The 14,463-nt window shown below is 34.2% G+C and carries 16 protein-coding genes and 1 tRNA gene; 9 read left to right on the forward strand and 8 right to left on the reverse strand.

The features are described from left to right. Nucleotides 1–58 precede the first annotated feature (58 nt). The 4 genes from KO493_RS01555 to KO493_RS01570 form a co-directional block, all read right to left on the reverse strand. Entirely contained in the window at nt 59–388 is a 330-nt protein-coding gene (locus KO493_RS01555) for a hypothetical protein (protein ID WP_252723131.1), read from the reverse strand. Nucleotides 389–500: 112 nt separating this feature from the next. After that, complete coding sequence (locus KO493_RS01560; RefSeq protein WP_216066191.1) at nt 501–1,394, reverse strand: mechanosensitive ion channel family protein; 894 nt, start codon at nt 1,392–1,394, stop codon at nt 501–503. 247 nt (nt 1,395–1,641) lie between these two features. Beyond that, nucleotides 1,642–2,283 carry an NADPH-dependent F420 reductase gene (locus KO493_RS01565; protein ID WP_216066192.1) on the reverse strand — a complete coding sequence of 214 codons (642 nt, stop codon included), beginning with the start codon at nt 2,281–2,283 and terminating at the stop codon, nt 1,642–1,644. Between the two features lie 188 nt (nt 2,284–2,471). Then, nucleotides 2,472–3,497: an AI-2E family transporter gene (locus tag KO493_RS01570; protein WP_216066193.1), complete on the reverse strand. Its 1,026-nt coding sequence runs from the start codon at nt 3,495–3,497 to the stop codon at nt 2,472–2,474. 300 nt (nt 3,498–3,797) lie between these two features. Here KO493_RS01570 and KO493_RS01575 point away from each other — a divergent pair, with 300 nt between their 5' ends. Further along, a complete protein-coding gene (locus KO493_RS01575; RefSeq protein WP_216066194.1) occupies nt 3,798–3,983 on the forward strand; it encodes a CsbD family protein in 186 nt (61 codons plus the stop codon). Between the two features lie 111 nt (nt 3,984–4,094). On the opposite strand, the gene KO493_RS01580 is transcribed toward KO493_RS01575, so the two are convergent. The 3 genes from KO493_RS01580 to KO493_RS01590 form a co-directional block, all read right to left on the reverse strand. After that, nucleotides 4,095–4,982, reverse strand: coding sequence for a YihY/virulence factor BrkB family protein (locus KO493_RS01580; protein ID WP_216066195.1), 888 nt, complete (start codon nt 4,980–4,982; stop codon nt 4,095–4,097). Then, nucleotides 4,983–6,326, reverse strand: a complete 1,344-nt coding sequence (locus tag KO493_RS01585; RefSeq protein WP_216066196.1) for a dihydrolipoyl dehydrogenase family protein — start codon at nt 6,324–6,326, stop codon at nt 4,983–4,985. Between the two features lie 86 nt (nt 6,327–6,412). Next, complete coding sequence (locus KO493_RS01590) at nt 6,413–7,315, reverse strand: DUF4421 family protein (protein WP_252723132.1); 903 nt, start codon at nt 7,313–7,315, stop codon at nt 6,413–6,415. Between the two features lie 457 nt (nt 7,316–7,772). Between KO493_RS01590 and KO493_RS01595 the strand changes: the two genes are divergently transcribed. Next, nucleotides 7,773–8,777, forward strand: a complete 1,005-nt coding sequence (locus KO493_RS01595) for a sugar kinase (protein ID WP_216066198.1) — start codon at nt 7,773–7,775, stop codon at nt 8,775–8,777. A 104-nt stretch (nt 8,778–8,881) separates the two neighbouring features. Beyond that, entirely contained in the window at nt 8,882–9,529 is a 648-nt protein-coding gene (locus KO493_RS01600; RefSeq protein ID WP_216066199.1) for a PliI family lysozyme inhibitor of I-type lysozyme, read from the forward strand. 122 nt (nt 9,530–9,651) lie between these two features. Here KO493_RS01600 and KO493_RS01605 read toward each other — a convergent pair. Next, nucleotides 9,652–9,726 (reverse strand) — tRNA-Pro (locus tag KO493_RS01605). A gap of 190 nt (nt 9,727–9,916) precedes the next feature. On the opposite strand from KO493_RS01605, the gene KO493_RS01610 reads away from it, so the two are divergent. From KO493_RS01610 to KO493_RS01635, 6 genes are all read left to right on the forward strand, one after another. Beyond that, a complete protein-coding gene (locus KO493_RS01610; RefSeq protein WP_216066200.1) occupies nt 9,917–11,038 on the forward strand; it encodes a PQQ-dependent sugar dehydrogenase in 1,122 nt (373 codons plus the stop codon). 8 nt (nt 11,039–11,046) lie between these two features. After that, nucleotides 11,047–11,448: a c-type cytochrome gene (locus KO493_RS01615; RefSeq protein WP_216066201.1), complete on the forward strand. Its 402-nt coding sequence runs from the start codon at nt 11,047–11,049 to the stop codon at nt 11,446–11,448. 67 nt (nt 11,449–11,515) lie between these two features. Next, nucleotides 11,516–12,121: a uridine kinase gene (gene udk / locus KO493_RS01620; RefSeq protein WP_216066202.1), complete on the forward strand. Its 606-nt coding sequence runs from the start codon at nt 11,516–11,518 to the stop codon at nt 12,119–12,121. A 1-nt stretch (nt 12,122) separates the two neighbouring features. Next, nucleotides 12,123–12,446, forward strand: a complete 324-nt coding sequence (locus KO493_RS01625; protein ID WP_216066203.1) for an FtsB family cell division protein — start codon at nt 12,123–12,125, stop codon at nt 12,444–12,446. Then, nucleotides 12,439–13,800: a methylmalonyl-CoA mutase subunit beta gene (locus KO493_RS01630; RefSeq protein WP_216066204.1), complete on the forward strand. Its 1,362-nt coding sequence runs from the start codon at nt 12,439–12,441 to the stop codon at nt 13,798–13,800. Before KO493_RS01625 ends, KO493_RS01630 begins: the two co-directional genes overlap by 8 nt. Continuing rightward, nucleotides 13,790–14,434, forward strand: coding sequence for a hypothetical protein (locus tag KO493_RS01635; RefSeq protein WP_216066205.1), 645 nt, complete (start codon nt 13,790–13,792; stop codon nt 14,432–14,434). Before KO493_RS01630 ends, KO493_RS01635 begins: the two co-directional genes overlap by 11 nt. Nucleotides 14,435–14,463: the final 29 nt, after the last annotated feature.

A 14,463-nucleotide genomic window follows, 5' to 3' on the forward strand; every position in this document is an offset into this window, starting at 1 on the left:
CATACTGTTAGACCTGCTATTAATCTAGAACTCATGAAAACTCTAAAATATATCTAACTTAGTTATTAATATTCTTGCTATTTGTAATGTTTGATTTAGGCACTTTATTAAAGAATTCTGCGACTTCTGTCTCTGCATTTGGACCATAAGCCATTAAAAAAGTTCCTTTTTCTTCTTTATTTGCTTCAATAATATAAAGCATAGACATATCTGAGGGATTACTCATCCCCTCATACCGATGCATGGCAACAATTTGAATTTCTTCGGGGCTAAACACGTTTTTAGTATCGCTGCTTATCAGTTTTTCATTTTGAATACGAAAGTTAGACTTATAGCCCTTTTCTTCATAAATTCTTATATAATCCTTTTCATTCTTTGCTAATCCCATTTCTATATATTATCTAATATATACCCAACTCTATACTAAGCAAGCTACATTAAAGGACTTATATAGATTAACTTAACCCATTTTTTGATTAACGCTATCGCTAAAAATAGTATTATTCATCATTTAGGGTTCTGCTAACTTGAAGATTATTTTTACCAAAATCCAAAGTACGTATTGGGAAAGGAATATTAATTCCATGATCGTTAAACTTAGATTTAATCAATTTGATGGCTTTATGTTTGCCTTCATACGCTTCTTTAACCTTTACCATATCAATCCAAAAACGGGTTATAAAATTTATGGAACTGTCTCCAAATTCCGTAAAGAAAAACTCAACAGACTCTCCTGGTTTTTGATCAAAATTTTCAGAAACAACTTGGACAACTAGATCTTCAACCTCCTGAAGATCACTTTCATAGCCAACACCACAACTTACACTAATTCGACTACGCTTACTTAAAGAATAATTGGTAAAGGCATTATCAACAAATTTAGAATTGGGAACCACTGTATAGTTATTATCCGGTCTTCGTAAGACGATGCTTCTTAAGCTTATTTCTGAAACAAAACCTTTAGCTTCATTGGTTTCTATATAATCATTAATACGGATTTTATGCATAAACGAAAGCACTAAACCACCAACGGTATTACTTAAAGTACCTTGAAGTGCCAAACCTACAGCAAGACCTACCACACCAGCACCAGCAAGAATACTAGTCAAAACTTTATTGAGTTCTAAAACCCCTAATGCGATAAAAAAACCAATTAAAATAACGGTTACAAAAACCATTTTTGCAATGATATCCTGAATGGATTTTTGACTTATTCTACGGAGTAGAAACTTTCGCAATAAATTTCTAATGCCACGCGCTATAAAATAAAATGCGAACATTATTAAAATAGCTAATATAAAATTTGGCAATCTTAAAATGATAGCATCCATCCAACCATCAAGCTTATCCCATAATTTATTGATCGCTTCGCTTATTTTGAATTTTTGTTCCATAATTAAAATTTAAAACATGTTTGTAAGTAAAAAGGTTGTGAATTCCATATTTTTACCCATTAATTATACCATTTTCCCACCATCGCAATAACCAAAATCATGAGGGCCCAAACTGCGATAATCTCTTCATTTGATACTCCATTAACACATTCTTATGTCGTGATTTACACCAATAGAAGCAGGAATTAATAATGCTATTTATCAACAGAAAAAAAACTTTTTTATAAGGCCATATATTTTTGATGGTTTAAAAGGATCGAGTAGAATCGATTAAGCTTTTTAAGGCATCATGCTCTAACGACTTTCTATAAATAGCTTGATTTGGGTCCATAATATTTGAATCGCTTAAATCGCCTACATACAAAGCTTCAAAACCTATATCTATAATCAGTTTCTTGACAATTTTTTTGCTTTCTAAATCTTGTGACGCATAAGGAATTGCTAATTTATGTTGACTTTTGAAGGCTTTATTTTCCAAGTGTTCGGGCGCTATGGTATTAAAGGCTTTGACAGTTTTTGCTGTAGAAAATTTTATTGCGGTATATTCTGAAGCATTGTAATTCGCTTTTAAAACATCCTTTGCAATCTCACCGTCTCTTTCAGGAACCGGATTTGTAGCATCAATCACAACTTTATTATCATACGCACCGGCATATAATTCGGCTAATTCATCAATTCTTTTAAAAGGCATCGCTAACAAATAAACATCTGCATTTACCTCAAAAACACGATTTAAATTTAATGCAACTGCATCTCCCCCTACTTCTAACGATACGGCCATAAAACCCCCAGGTTCTTTAGCCCCAAACAGAACTTTATGGCCAGCTATAGTCCAAAGTTTACCTAAGCTTTCTGCAATTTTACCGCTTCCAATAATTCCTATTATCATGATTATTTGTCCTTAATTTCAATAGCACAGAAGTCACTTGATTTAATTTTATAATTTCTTGTAGTTACTAAACCAGTTAAAACCCCGAACCCCTATTCCTTCTTGATTAAAGTACCCTATTAAAACCTCAGGCGTTAACTTGATTCATTAAAATTTTAATTCAAAAAATTATGCATTGAAAAAAACACCTATAAAGCTTGATCTTCACCTCTACTGTATTCCTTTTTATAAATACGCACGATGATTAAAAACAAACTAATAAGTAGTGGTCCAAATATTAAGCCAACAAACCCGAATAAAGGTAAGCCCACAATAACACCCAAAAGCGTGATTAACGGGTGCACATCATCCAATTTTCGAAGTACAAATAATCGAATAATATTATCGGTAGATCCCACAATTACAAGACCGTAAACTAAAACCCCCCACGCTTGAAATGTGTTTCCTTGAGATAACATTAAAATAAAAACAGGAATGGTACCCAACATACTACCAACAAATGGAATCATGGAACCAAAAGTTACTATAGCAGACCAAAAAAAAGGATCTTCAACACCAAAAATTAAAAATCCAATTAATGCAACAATCCCCTGAGCTATAGCCACCAAAGGAATTCCTAAAGCATTTGCACGAACCATTTGTCGTGTTTCTGTACCTATAATTTTCAAACTTGGTTCACTTATGGGAATGTAATCAAATAAAGATTCTTTCAATTGCTTGCGGTTGGTAAGCATATAATAGAGTAAAAAATACATGATAGAAATTGTTATAAAGGTGGTAAAAGTACCTCCTACCAAACCTTGTAAATTCTCAGAAACCCAACCAGAAAAAGCTTCTGTGTCTAATTGCGAGGTTAAATCATACCCAAACCGTTTTTCAAAATAATCAAGTTTAGACTGTACAGCACTCATCACCTTTTCAGAATTATCAACGGCGATTCCTATTTTATTCCCTAACATCATCACGATCCCTGCAATTGGTAATAAAATAACTATAAAGGACATAAACATTAATAGTCCAGCCGCCCAATTTGGAGACCAGCCGTTCTCTTTCACTAATTTGGACATGAGTTTTCTTAAAAGCACATGCATAATTATGGCGCCAAGTACTCCGGACAAATAAGGTGCCATTTCTTTAAAAATTAGACCACCAATAAGCCCTATTAAAAGCAAAATAAAGATTTGACGTATAATTTTTGGATCGATTGTTTTCATAGGGGTTTTGTTATGTATTTCTTTAAGTTATTTCTTAATACGGCTATAAGTTCGGATTTATTCATTTTAGACAGCCTCATATTGTGCTTCACTTTTTATAACAGCTGCCATTATTTTAATATTTAATTACAAATATTAAAATAATGGCCTAAGAAGCTTAACCTAATAACACAAATTATTAACTAAGGTCAACAATTTGTTAATTAATTGATTACATCAATATATTGTTTTTTTGAGCTAACACATCGCTCACATCTTATGTAACTTAGTAACAGAAATAAATATTAAACTTTAAAAACTATGAACAAAGATCAATTAGAAGGTAAATGGAAACAAGTAAAAGGTAGTTTCAAACAGAAATATGGCGAACTTACCGATAATGATATCACGTATGCTGAAGGTAAATTTGATGAAATGTTAGGTAAACTTCAAGAGAAAACAGGAAAAAAAAGAGAAGAATTGGAGCAGGAAATCTCTGATTGGTAGTCCTCTCAAAACATAGTGCAAATTAATTAATCCATGCCCTCAATGTCATATTGGGGGTATTTTTGTTGAAATTAATTAGAACACGCACTAAAGAAGGGTTCAACTAACAACCTATTTACTCTCAGGGATTCCTAACCCATACCTCTTTGCATAAACATAGGTAAACTCTGCACCAAAGAACAATATTAAACAGGAATATGATACCCAAAGTAAAATCAACACAATAGTTCCAGCGGCACCATATGTAGAACCAGGATTGGTTTTACCCAAATAAACACCTAATAGAAATTCGCCAAAAACAAACAATATAGAAGTTATTAAACCTCCTACCCATACTGTTTTCCATCTAATTCTTACATCGGGCAAGTATCTATATATTAGTGCAAATAACACCGTAATAATCGAAATAGAAAGTATCACATCAAACACAAAAGCGATATATACTACAAAATCGGGCACTATGCTTTTTATAGAAGTATTTAAAGTTGCTATAGCTGTTGTTACTAAAAAACTAACGAGTAAAAGAAAACCGATAACCAAAATAAAAGCAAAGCTTCGGGTACGATCTAACAACATTTTTGAAAAACCAGAGTTGGTTTTAGGGGTAATATTCCAAATTTGATTTAGTGATAATTGCAAATGATAAAATACTCCAGTAGCACCGAAAAGCAAAGTAGCTACCCCCATTATAGTGGCGAAAGTGCTTTTTTCTTTATTTTGTGTTTCCATCATCATGGATCTAATAGAATCTGCTGCATCATTACCCAAGGCATTTGAAATTTCATTGGTTAATTGACCTTGCACAATATCGGCACCCCATACGGAACCTACCGAATTTACAATAATCACTAAAAGTCCGGGCATTGAAAGCACTGCATAGTAAGCCACTACGGCACTTAATCTAAAAGGGTCATCGGCACTCCAGTTCTTATACGTCTCTACAATAAGCGAAGGTAAATCCTTAATTTTAAAAGTTTTGGTTTGATTAGTATTTGACATTTAATACAACATACGTTTTACATCATTAGACCATGAAGGATAGATAAAAATCATTTTTTTCACAGCCTCGGTGGTTAATTTTAAATTAATAGCCAGGGTAAATAAATTAATGGTTTCAGACGCATGAGGCCCTAGAATATGCGCTCCAATAATTTCATTAGTACGCTTATTAATAATAATCTTATATCCATAAGCCTTTTCGTTACTGCGTTTCACATTATACCATTTTGAAGGAAATTCATGTTTCACAATAACGTTTTTATATCTTTTTTTAGCTTCCGCTTCAGATAAACCAACCATGGCTAGATTAGGAATTGTGAAAACTGCTGAAGGCACAAGTGGTACATCTATTTCTTCCTTATTACCAGAAATAATATTTTCTGAAACCACTTTTGCTTCGATACCTGATAAAGGCGTTAATGGCACACTATGACTAGAAACATCGCCACAAGCATAAACATCTTCATTTGAAGTATTTTGAAGGTATTTATTAACGGTCACACCTTTTTCTGAAAATGTCACCTCTCCTTTATCTAGGTTTAATGCATCAATTGCCGGTACTCTTCCGGCGGTATTAAAAATTAAGCGCGCCTTTATTTTCTCATTATTGTTTCCTTGTTTATAATTGACACGGTAATTTTCACTAAGCTTCTCAATATTTTTTATTTCTGAATTGAAAATAAATTTGATTCCCATTTCTTCTGAAACTCTAACAAGTTCTGAAGCTAAATCGGCATCAAAAGCATCTAAAGCTCGCTCCCCGCGATCTACAACGGTAACTTTACAACCATATCTGGTAGCCATATGTGCAAATTCCAGACCTACATAGCCTGCTCCAATAAAAATCATGCTTTTAGGCATTTTTTTCAGCTTTAGGAAATCATCACTAGTTCGAAGAAACTTAGCGCCATCCAAATCCAACGACCTCGGAATTTGTCCCGTAGCAATCACTATTTTTTTCGCTTTAATCGTTTTCCCTTCTACCAAAAGCGTGTTTTTATCAAGAAACTTGGGCGATTGATGATATAATGTAACCCCTAGATCCTTTAATTTGTTCTCGATTCCAGGTGGCACTTTATCGGTAAATCTCTTCTTAAATTTCTGATTTTTTTTCCAACTTAATTTGGGTAACTTGGCTACACCTTTGCCCTCTAGATTATCGGCAAGATCGTAAACCTCAGTAGGCCCCATCACTATTTTTTTAGGATCACAACCCCTGTTGGCACAGGTGCCTCCATATTCGCGATTATCGGCAATAGCTACTGTTAATCCAGCTTGCGCACAAGTTTTAGCAACATAGCGTCCAGCTACCCCACTACCAATTATAAAAACATCATATTCCATAATTTAAAGGTAATACGTGCTGCCATTAGCGCTTAACGCATACACATTTAAATCTAACTTGATAAGTTGTTGCGCGAAAATTTAAATCAATCGAATGGAAACTTCAGCTTTTTATTTGTATTTATGCGATACCCTAAAGCAATCTTAGCCTTAGTATTACCAAAAAGATAATTAAGCCCATCATTTAAACGGGTTGTGTAGAGTCCATTGCCGTAAGCAAGAGTGATATAAAATCGCTTATAAGAATAACCAATACCGGCATTATAATCTAATTTGTAAAGCATAGGGTTAGTAACTTTCTGTTTACCTGAACTGTTATATGCCGACTTAACCATCAAGCCTATACCTGGAGTCACATCTACATTTATAAAAAAGTTAGCCGGAAGCACAAAAACGGAAATAATACCTCCAGAAACACCAACCCCCAAGCCTTTAAATTTATTAAGATTGGTGTTTTCTTTAAAATCACTATGAACAGGCACCACAGTGTCGTCGCCCGAAAACTTATCATAAACCAGAAAACCACCTACACCAAAAGTTATAAAATGCTTTTTTTCAGATTTCATAAGGCCGGCTCTTAAAGTAGCTGTAGAAAAAGAAAGTTCTTCAAAGGCGTATAAGTAATTAACTCCCGTAGAAAATGACTCAATATCCTCTCTAAAAAATTCTGGCTTATCAAAATTATTTTCAATATTAAATCCTGAATAATACTGAATATAGAGTCCAACTAAATTATGATTTCCAAGTATAAAAGCACTCTGTACATCAAAACGTTCGGTAGGGTTTTCTTCTTCCTTAGTTAGATTAATAGCGAGATCTAAAATAACCTTACTAGTGCCTAAACCTACCCCTATTCCCGCACTATTATTAGGTCTAAATGACAATCTATAGTCATTATCAACTAAATTAAAACTTTGTCCCTTATAGTTAGTAATTAACCTAAGAGACCAGTTATTGATATCCCTATCAATTAGTAAGGTATCAATCATCTGGGTGGGACTTAAAGAATCTAAAAGCCTAGTTCTTTGCGCATAGACCGTAGCACCAAAAAATAATAAACATACAAGAAAACAGTTTTTTTTAATCATGTAATTTTAAATTACAATTTGGTTTTGGACTAAAATAAACCCAAATTTATGATAATTCCATTTTAATCTACAAAATTAAAGGTAACGCATTCTAAACCCTTCCTCTATCGATTTTTTTTATAACAAATTAACTGGCATCTTGATTAAAGAGCTTCAACAAATAAATATCGTATTATGTATCTTGTGCCTAAATTAATAGTACTAGAATAATGGTTTGCTTAATATGTTGTATTTTTATTATTAATTGAGATTCATCGTTTTTGACTTGAAAATTAAGACAGCAATACAAACAGGCTCTAAAAAAAAGCATATAAATATTATAGCATAACACTAAATACAATAAAAATAAATTAAAAACATGGCTAAAAAACTGGTAACATTTGGAGAAGTAATGATGCGTTTATCACCTCCTGGATATTTAAAGTTTTCACAAGCTAATTCTTTTGAATTAGTTTATGGTGGTGGCGAGGCTAACGTTGCCATTTCATGTGCATACTTAGGAATGAAAGCGGCGCATATGACACGTTTTCCAGACAATGCGCTAGGTAAAGCGGCTACCCAATTTTTACGTAAAAATTGGCTAAGTAGCGATCAAATTATTTATGGCGACAACAAACTAGGCATTTATTTTCTTGAAAAAGGAGCTGTGCATAGACCAAGTGTCGTGGTTTATGAAAGAGAAGGCTCTGCATTTTCCAAAATACAACCAGAAATGATAGATTGGGAAGATGTCCTAAAAGATGCCGATTGGTTTCACTGGACCGGAATTACCCCAGCCGTTTCAGAAGGAGCTGCGTTATCTTGCTTAGAAGCTATTAAAACAGCCAACAAAATGGGCATTATGGTTTCTGGGGATATCAATTCACGAAAAAACATGTGGAAATATGGACAAACCATGCAAGAAGTGATGCCTAAATTAGTAGCGCACTGCGATATCGTTATTACGAGTCCGCGTGGTATAAATGAAATGTTCGGACTGGGAGAAGTTGGAGGAAAACTTAAAGACTCTGCCCAAGAACTAATGAAAGCATACCCACGAATTAAAAAGGTTGTTGGTAAGAAAAGAAAATCTGTAAGTGCTTCAGAACAGGAAATTCAAGGAAGAATTTGGACAGGAACCCAATACATTAAAACAGAAACGCTTAATATTTCTCATGTCATAGACCGTGTAGGAACTGGTGATGCCTTTGCTGCTGGTTTAATTTATGGTTTATTACATTATGATAATGACATTCAAGCCCTAGATTTTGCTACTGCTGCTTGCGCCTTAAAACATACCGTTATGGGCGATGTAAATATGGTATCTTTAGAAAACATTATCAGTTTGATGGAAGGAAACACTTCGGGTGCTTTGAAGCGTTAGGAGTAAATTTACTCCCTTGTGAAACAAAACCCAAGAACACTAAATAATTGTATAAACTAATCGAGTCTATTTTTTTTGAAATCGGGCTCAAATAATTAAAAATCATGAAAAAATCACAAACAATCTTACTCGCACTTTTTGGAACATTAACCATAATTGCATGTAAAAACGAACAAAGAAAAACTAGCGATACACAAATAGAAAATAGCGATGCCTCTCAAAAAGAAATACCCGTTGAAACTGAAATTAAAACGATATTTCAAAAAACTTTAACGCTACAAAATATATCTTTTAACGTAAAAAATACGGGGGAAGGTTCAATTTCTGAACTGTCAATTCAGCCAAAAGGATTGGAAATAGATAATCAAGAAATAATAACAGAATTAGACGGGCAAGTTGTAAATGCAGAAATAGAGGATTTAAATTCTGATGGCTTTCCAGAAATCTTAATTTATACCGTTTCAGCTGGAAGTGGGGCCTACGGGAATGTAATAGCCTATTCTGTGAATAACGGTAAATCTATTAGTCAAATTTCATTTCCAGCATTTTCAGAAGGCGATGAAGCTAGTGTTGGATACATGGGCCATGATGAATTTGCCATTGTAGAGACAAGTTTAGTGAGACGATTTCCAATTTACAAAGCTGGCGACTCGAATAACGCCCCAACAGGAGGCACACGTCAAATTCAATATAAACTAATAGATGGTGAAGCCTCTAGAGTGTTTGTAATAGACAAAACCAGCACATACTAAACAACTTTTATAAAAAACACACTAAGCAAAAAGCCTTGTAAATCTTACGATTTACAAGGCTTTTTTTTATCAAAACAAATAAAAAAGCCTAAAAAATCTATGATTTTTTAGGCTTTAAAAAGTCGGGGTGGCAGGATTCGAACCTGCGACCTCCGCGTCCCAAACGCGGCGCGATAACCGGGCTACGCTACACCCCGAATAATAGGTTATCTGTAACGGGATGCAAATATACCCTTTTTATTCATTATGCAAATGTTTTTTTATAAATATTTCACGTTTAATCATTTTATAATGCAACTATTATTTCATGAGCTGTTCTATGCCCAAAATTTCTCAGAATTATTTTAGTAAATTGCTTCTTATTCCATTCATAAAATTCAAATAGAAATGAAAAATCTATACATCTCCCTTGCTATAATTTTCGTAACCCTTGCGACTTTCTCCCAACAAAAAGAATCTATTCCCGCAACACCATCAAACTATAATTATAAAACCGAATTAATTGTTCCCGGTTTAAACATCCCTTGGGGTATGGCTTTTCTCCCCGATGGAAGCATCTTAATTACAGAAAAATCTGGAGAACTTATACTTTTTAAGAACGGTAAAAAACACTCGATTTCGAACCTTCCCGAGGTTTATGTCCGTGGCCAAGGCGGCTTGTTAGACATCGCCTTGCATCCCAACTATGAAGAAACAGAATGGATTTATTTCACATACGCTTCCGCGGAAGGCGAAGAAAAAGGAGGAAACACAGCCATCATGCGCGCGCAATTAGACAACCAGAAACTTATAAATAAGGAGCGCCTCTACAAAGCAGAACCAAACACCAGAAGCGGAAACCATTGGGGGTCACGCATTACTTTTGATAATGAAGGTTTTTTATATTTCTCTATTGGCGATCGTTATAGCAGAGATGTCAATCCGCAAGATATCACTAGAGACTGTGGAAAAATCTACAGATTACATGACGACGGTCGCATCCCGAAAGACAACCCTTTTGTTGATACAAAAAACGCAAAAAAAGCGATTTTCAGTTACGGCCATCGCAATCCGCAAGGCCTTATTAAAAACCCAAAAACCGGACAAATTTGGGCGCATGAACATGGACCACAGGGCGGCGATGAAATTAATATCATTAAAAAAGGCAAGAATTACGGCTGGCCAATAATATCTTATGGTGTTAATTATGGAGGCAGTACATTAACCGCCTTAACCCATAAATCGGGTATGGAACAACCTTTCTTTTACTGGACACCTTCTATTGCGCCAAGCGGCATGACTTATGTGACTTCTAATAAATACCCAGAATGGCAAAATAATTTACTTGTAGGCGCTTTAAAATTTCAATATTTAGAACATCTAGTCCTAAAAAACAACAAGGTGGTAAAACGCGAAAAATTATTTGAAGGTATCGGCCGTTTAAGAAATGTCGTTCAAGCGCCAGATGGCTACATTTATATTGCTGTAGAAGGCAAAGGTATTTACAAAATCGTTTCTAAAACCAAATAATTCAGCCTATGAAACTACTTCTATTAAGCATTATATGCGTCACATCTTGCATAATTTTCAATACAAAACCGCAAGATCCTTTAGTTGAAAGTATAGATCGTGGCGAGGCTATTTATAACGATTTTTGTGTGACTTGTCACCTACCAAACGGTGCGGGTGTAAAAAACGTTTATCCGCCATTAGCAAAATCCGATTACCTTATTAAAAAAAGAAACGCCAGCATACATTTGTTAAAATACGGCATCAATAAACCTATAGTCGTGAATGGTATAACCTATAATGGAAACATGCCAGCCATGGGCTTAGATGATGATGAAATTGCCGATGTTATGAACTACATTACAAACCAATGGGGCAATACCAATAAAAACATAATTACAGAAAAAGAAGTGGCGTCTATTAAAAAATAAACATTTACTCGAAATCACTTTTACATTTAACTAACTTTGCAGAAGCGTTCAATAAAACAATAAAACCATGCTTATTATAGGAATTGCCGGCGGCACAGGTTGTGGAAAAACAACCGTTGTCAATAAAATACTTAACGAACTTCCGGAAGGCGAAGTTGGCGTTATTTCGCAAGACTCTTATTATATGGATACCACGCATTTAAGTTATGATGAACGTATAAAAATAAATTTCGACCACCCCAGATCCATTGATTTTGAATTACTAACAGCACATTTAAAGGATTTAAAAAATAACAAAATTATAGAACAGCCTGTGTATTCCTTTGTAAAACACAACAGAACAGGTGATATTATATTAACGCATCCGCGGAAAGTGATGATTGTTGAAGGTATTCTAATTCTAACAAACCCCGAACTTCGAGATTTATGTGATATTAAAATTTATGTTCACGCCGATAGTGATGAGCGCTTAATAAGACGATTAAAACGTGACATTGCAGAACGTGGTCGAGATTTAGATGAAGTTTTAACCCGTTACCAAAACACATTAAAACCAATGCACACCCAATTTATTGAACCTACCAAAGAGTATGCTGATATTATAATCCCTAATAACAAACACAATGTTGTGGCCGTGGATATTATAAAAAATATTATTGCTCAAAAATTATAACATGAAATTCAAAAAGAATAAATATTTAAAACCTTTTAAGAACATATTTCTGCCCATTGGCGCTGGATTTATCGTTTGGATGCTTTTTTTTGATGCCAACTCATGGATTATTCACAGCGAATTAAACGGTGAAATTGACGCTCTTGAAAATGAAAAAGAATACTATAGAAAGGAAATTCTTAAAGATAAAAAAGACCTTAAAAAACTAGAAACTAATGACGGTTTAGAAAAATTTGCTCGTGAAAAGTATTACATGAAATACCCCGATGAGGAAATTTATATTATTGAATACGAAGACAGCCTAAAAACGGATGTAAATGACTAAAGGTCTATTTAGCGAATTCAACCCCGTTTCCTCAAAACAGTGGAAACAAAAAATACAGTACGATTTACAAGGTGCTAACTATAACCATGCGCTTATTTGGAATTCCAATGAAGCTATTGCCGTTAAACCATTTTATCACGCCGACGATTTTAATGCAAACCCCAAAACTTCAAACACCGAAGCAACACAATGGAAAATTTGTCAAACTATTTTTGTTGCCGATGTTGAAAAATCCAATCAACACGCCATTAATGTTTTAAATCGTGGTGCAGAAAGCATTAAATTTGTTTTACCTTCTGAAGCCATTTCAATTGAAAAATTAGTCGAAAACATTGCCCTTGAAAACCACCAATTCATTTTCGAACTTCAGTGTCTTTCAGAAATACTAATTCAAAATATATTACAACATATCCCGAAGGCTATTATTGATATTGATATTATTCACCAGCTTGCAAAAACAGGAAATTGGTTTAACAACATCCATACAGACTTTAAAAGCTACGAAAGCATAACCTCTGAAACGTCCACAATTACAGTTCATGTGTCGTTATATCAAAATGCCGGAGCGACCATGGTACAGCAATTAGCCTATGCGCTTGCCCACCTCAATGAATACGTAAATGCTTTAAATAATCGTTCGGTAAAACTAGCAGAATACCAAGTTGTATTTAATGTAACTGTGGGGTCAAATTATTTTTTTGAAATTGCTAAACTAAAAGCCTTACGCCTACTTTGGGAAACTTTAGCTGCTGAATATGGCATGAACACCAACTGCCAAATTACAGCAACACCAACAAAACGCAATAAAACCATTTTCGATGCGCATACCAACATGCTTAGAAGTACAACGGAATGCATGAGCGCAATTCTTGGTGGTGCCAATACGATTTGTAATCGGGCGTACGACAGCATTTTTAAGAAAACCAATGCCTTTAGCGAACGTATTGCTAGGAATCAATTGCTTATTCTAAAACATGAAAGTTATTTTGATAAGGTGAATAATCCTTCAGACGGGTCATATTACGTTGAGAGTTTGACCCAGCAACTTTCGGAAAAAGCGCTAGAATTATTTAAAGATATCGAACGAAATGGTGGTTTCTTAAAACAACTGAAAGCGGGCATTATTCAAAGAAAAATTAAGGAAAGTGCTCAGAAAGAATCACAACAGTTTGAAAACGGTGATACTATCCTAATAGGCACCAACAAGCATCAAAACCCAGATGATCTCATGAAAGATCAATTGGACCTCTATCCATTTGTAAAAACAAATCCGCGTAAAACATTAATAGAACCTATAATAGAAAAACGATTAGCTGAATCTCAAGAACAAAAACGATTAAAAAATGAACACTAAAAAACTCTTAAAATTCACCTTTATAGCCCTCTTATTAACGGTAACTTTGAGTTGTAAAAAAGAAAGCACTTTTACCAATTTTAAGTATAGCGACAAACCCGATGCCTTAATTTGCGAAGGTCTCAACAATCAATTACTAAAAGAGGCTGTTTATAGTTTTGAAGCCGATATATTTATTTATTATAAAAAAAACAGACCACAAAATAGACTAAACCAAGCTTATAATTTATTCATTAGAAATGCAGCCTACGACCGGGTAAAATTCGAAGAAATTGTTTCACCTCATACTATTGAAGTTTTTGAAGCCTTAAAAAACGAAAACGACCTATGGGATGCTAATAACCCCAATAGTCATTTAAATTACAATGGTGCTTTTATAAAATGCATTTCAAATAGTATAAAGGATCAAGCATTAAAAACAACATTTAATGCCCTATTATCTACCAACAGTTTAAGTCCGAAACTATTTAGCGCGGCCTTATCAAACAAATACATGAGTTTATTAAAAGATAAAAACCTCGCTACATACGTGGCATTAGACCTATTTTACTCAAAATTATTCGACGTCGACTTAACAAAAGCTAAGCAAGAAACACCTGAGCAAAAAGTCGATTTCAACAAAATACCAAAATAAACAAAGCACTAATTTTATTATTGAAAGTA

The sequence above is a fragment of the Pseudotamlana agarivorans genome, from assembly GCF_018860245.1.
GTDB lineage: Bacteria > Bacteroidota > Bacteroidia > Flavobacteriales > Flavobacteriaceae > Pseudotamlana > Pseudotamlana agarivorans_A.

Bases quoted from the DNA above. Each gene is read 5' to 3' on its own strand.
- KO493_RS01610 (WP_216066200.1), top strand. From the start codon at position 9,917: ATGAAAAATCTATACATCTCCCTTGCTATAATTTTCGTAACCCTTGCG.
- KO493_RS01625 (WP_216066203.1), top strand. From the start codon at position 12,123: ATGAAATTCAAAAAGAATAAATATTTAAAACCTTTTAAGAACATATTT.
- KO493_RS01570 (WP_216066193.1), bottom strand. From the start codon at position 3,497: ATGAAAACAATCGATCCAAAAATTATACGTCAAATCTTTATTTTGCTT.
- KO493_RS01630 (WP_216066204.1), top strand. From the start codon at position 12,439: ATGACTAAAGGTCTATTTAGCGAATTCAACCCCGTTTCCTCAAAACAG.
- KO493_RS01635 (WP_216066205.1), top strand. From the start codon at position 13,790: ATGAACACTAAAAAACTCTTAAAATTCACCTTTATAGCCCTCTTATTA.
- KO493_RS01590 (WP_252723132.1), bottom strand. From the start codon at position 7,315: ATGATTGATACCTTACTAATTGATAGGGATATCAATAACTGGTCTCTT.
- udk (WP_216066202.1), top strand. From the start codon at position 11,516: ATGCTTATTATAGGAATTGCCGGCGGCACAGGTTGTGGAAAAACAACC.
- KO493_RS01560 (WP_216066191.1), bottom strand. From the start codon at position 1,394: ATGGAACAAAAATTCAAAATAAGCGAAGCGATCAATAAATTATGGGAT.
- KO493_RS01555 (WP_252723131.1), bottom strand. From the start codon at position 388: ATGGGATTAGCAAAGAATGAAAAGGATTATATAAGAATTTATGAAGAA.
- KO493_RS01600 (WP_216066199.1), top strand. From the start codon at position 8,882: ATGAAAAAATCACAAACAATCTTACTCGCACTTTTTGGAACATTAACC.
- KO493_RS01595 (WP_216066198.1), top strand. From the start codon at position 7,773: ATGGCTAAAAAACTGGTAACATTTGGAGAAGTAATGATGCGTTTATCA.
- KO493_RS01585 (WP_216066196.1), bottom strand. From the start codon at position 6,326: ATGGAATATGATGTTTTTATAATTGGTAGTGGGGTAGCTGGACGCTAT.
- KO493_RS01575 (WP_216066194.1), top strand. From the start codon at position 3,798: ATGAACAAAGATCAATTAGAAGGTAAATGGAAACAAGTAAAAGGTAGT.
- KO493_RS01565 (WP_216066192.1), bottom strand. From the start codon at position 2,283: ATGATAATAGGAATTATTGGAAGCGGTAAAATTGCAGAAAGCTTAGGT.
- KO493_RS01615 (WP_216066201.1), top strand. From the start codon at position 11,047: ATGAAACTACTTCTATTAAGCATTATATGCGTCACATCTTGCATAATT.
- KO493_RS01580 (WP_216066195.1), bottom strand. From the start codon at position 4,982: ATGTCAAATACTAATCAAACCAAAACTTTTAAAATTAAGGATTTACCT.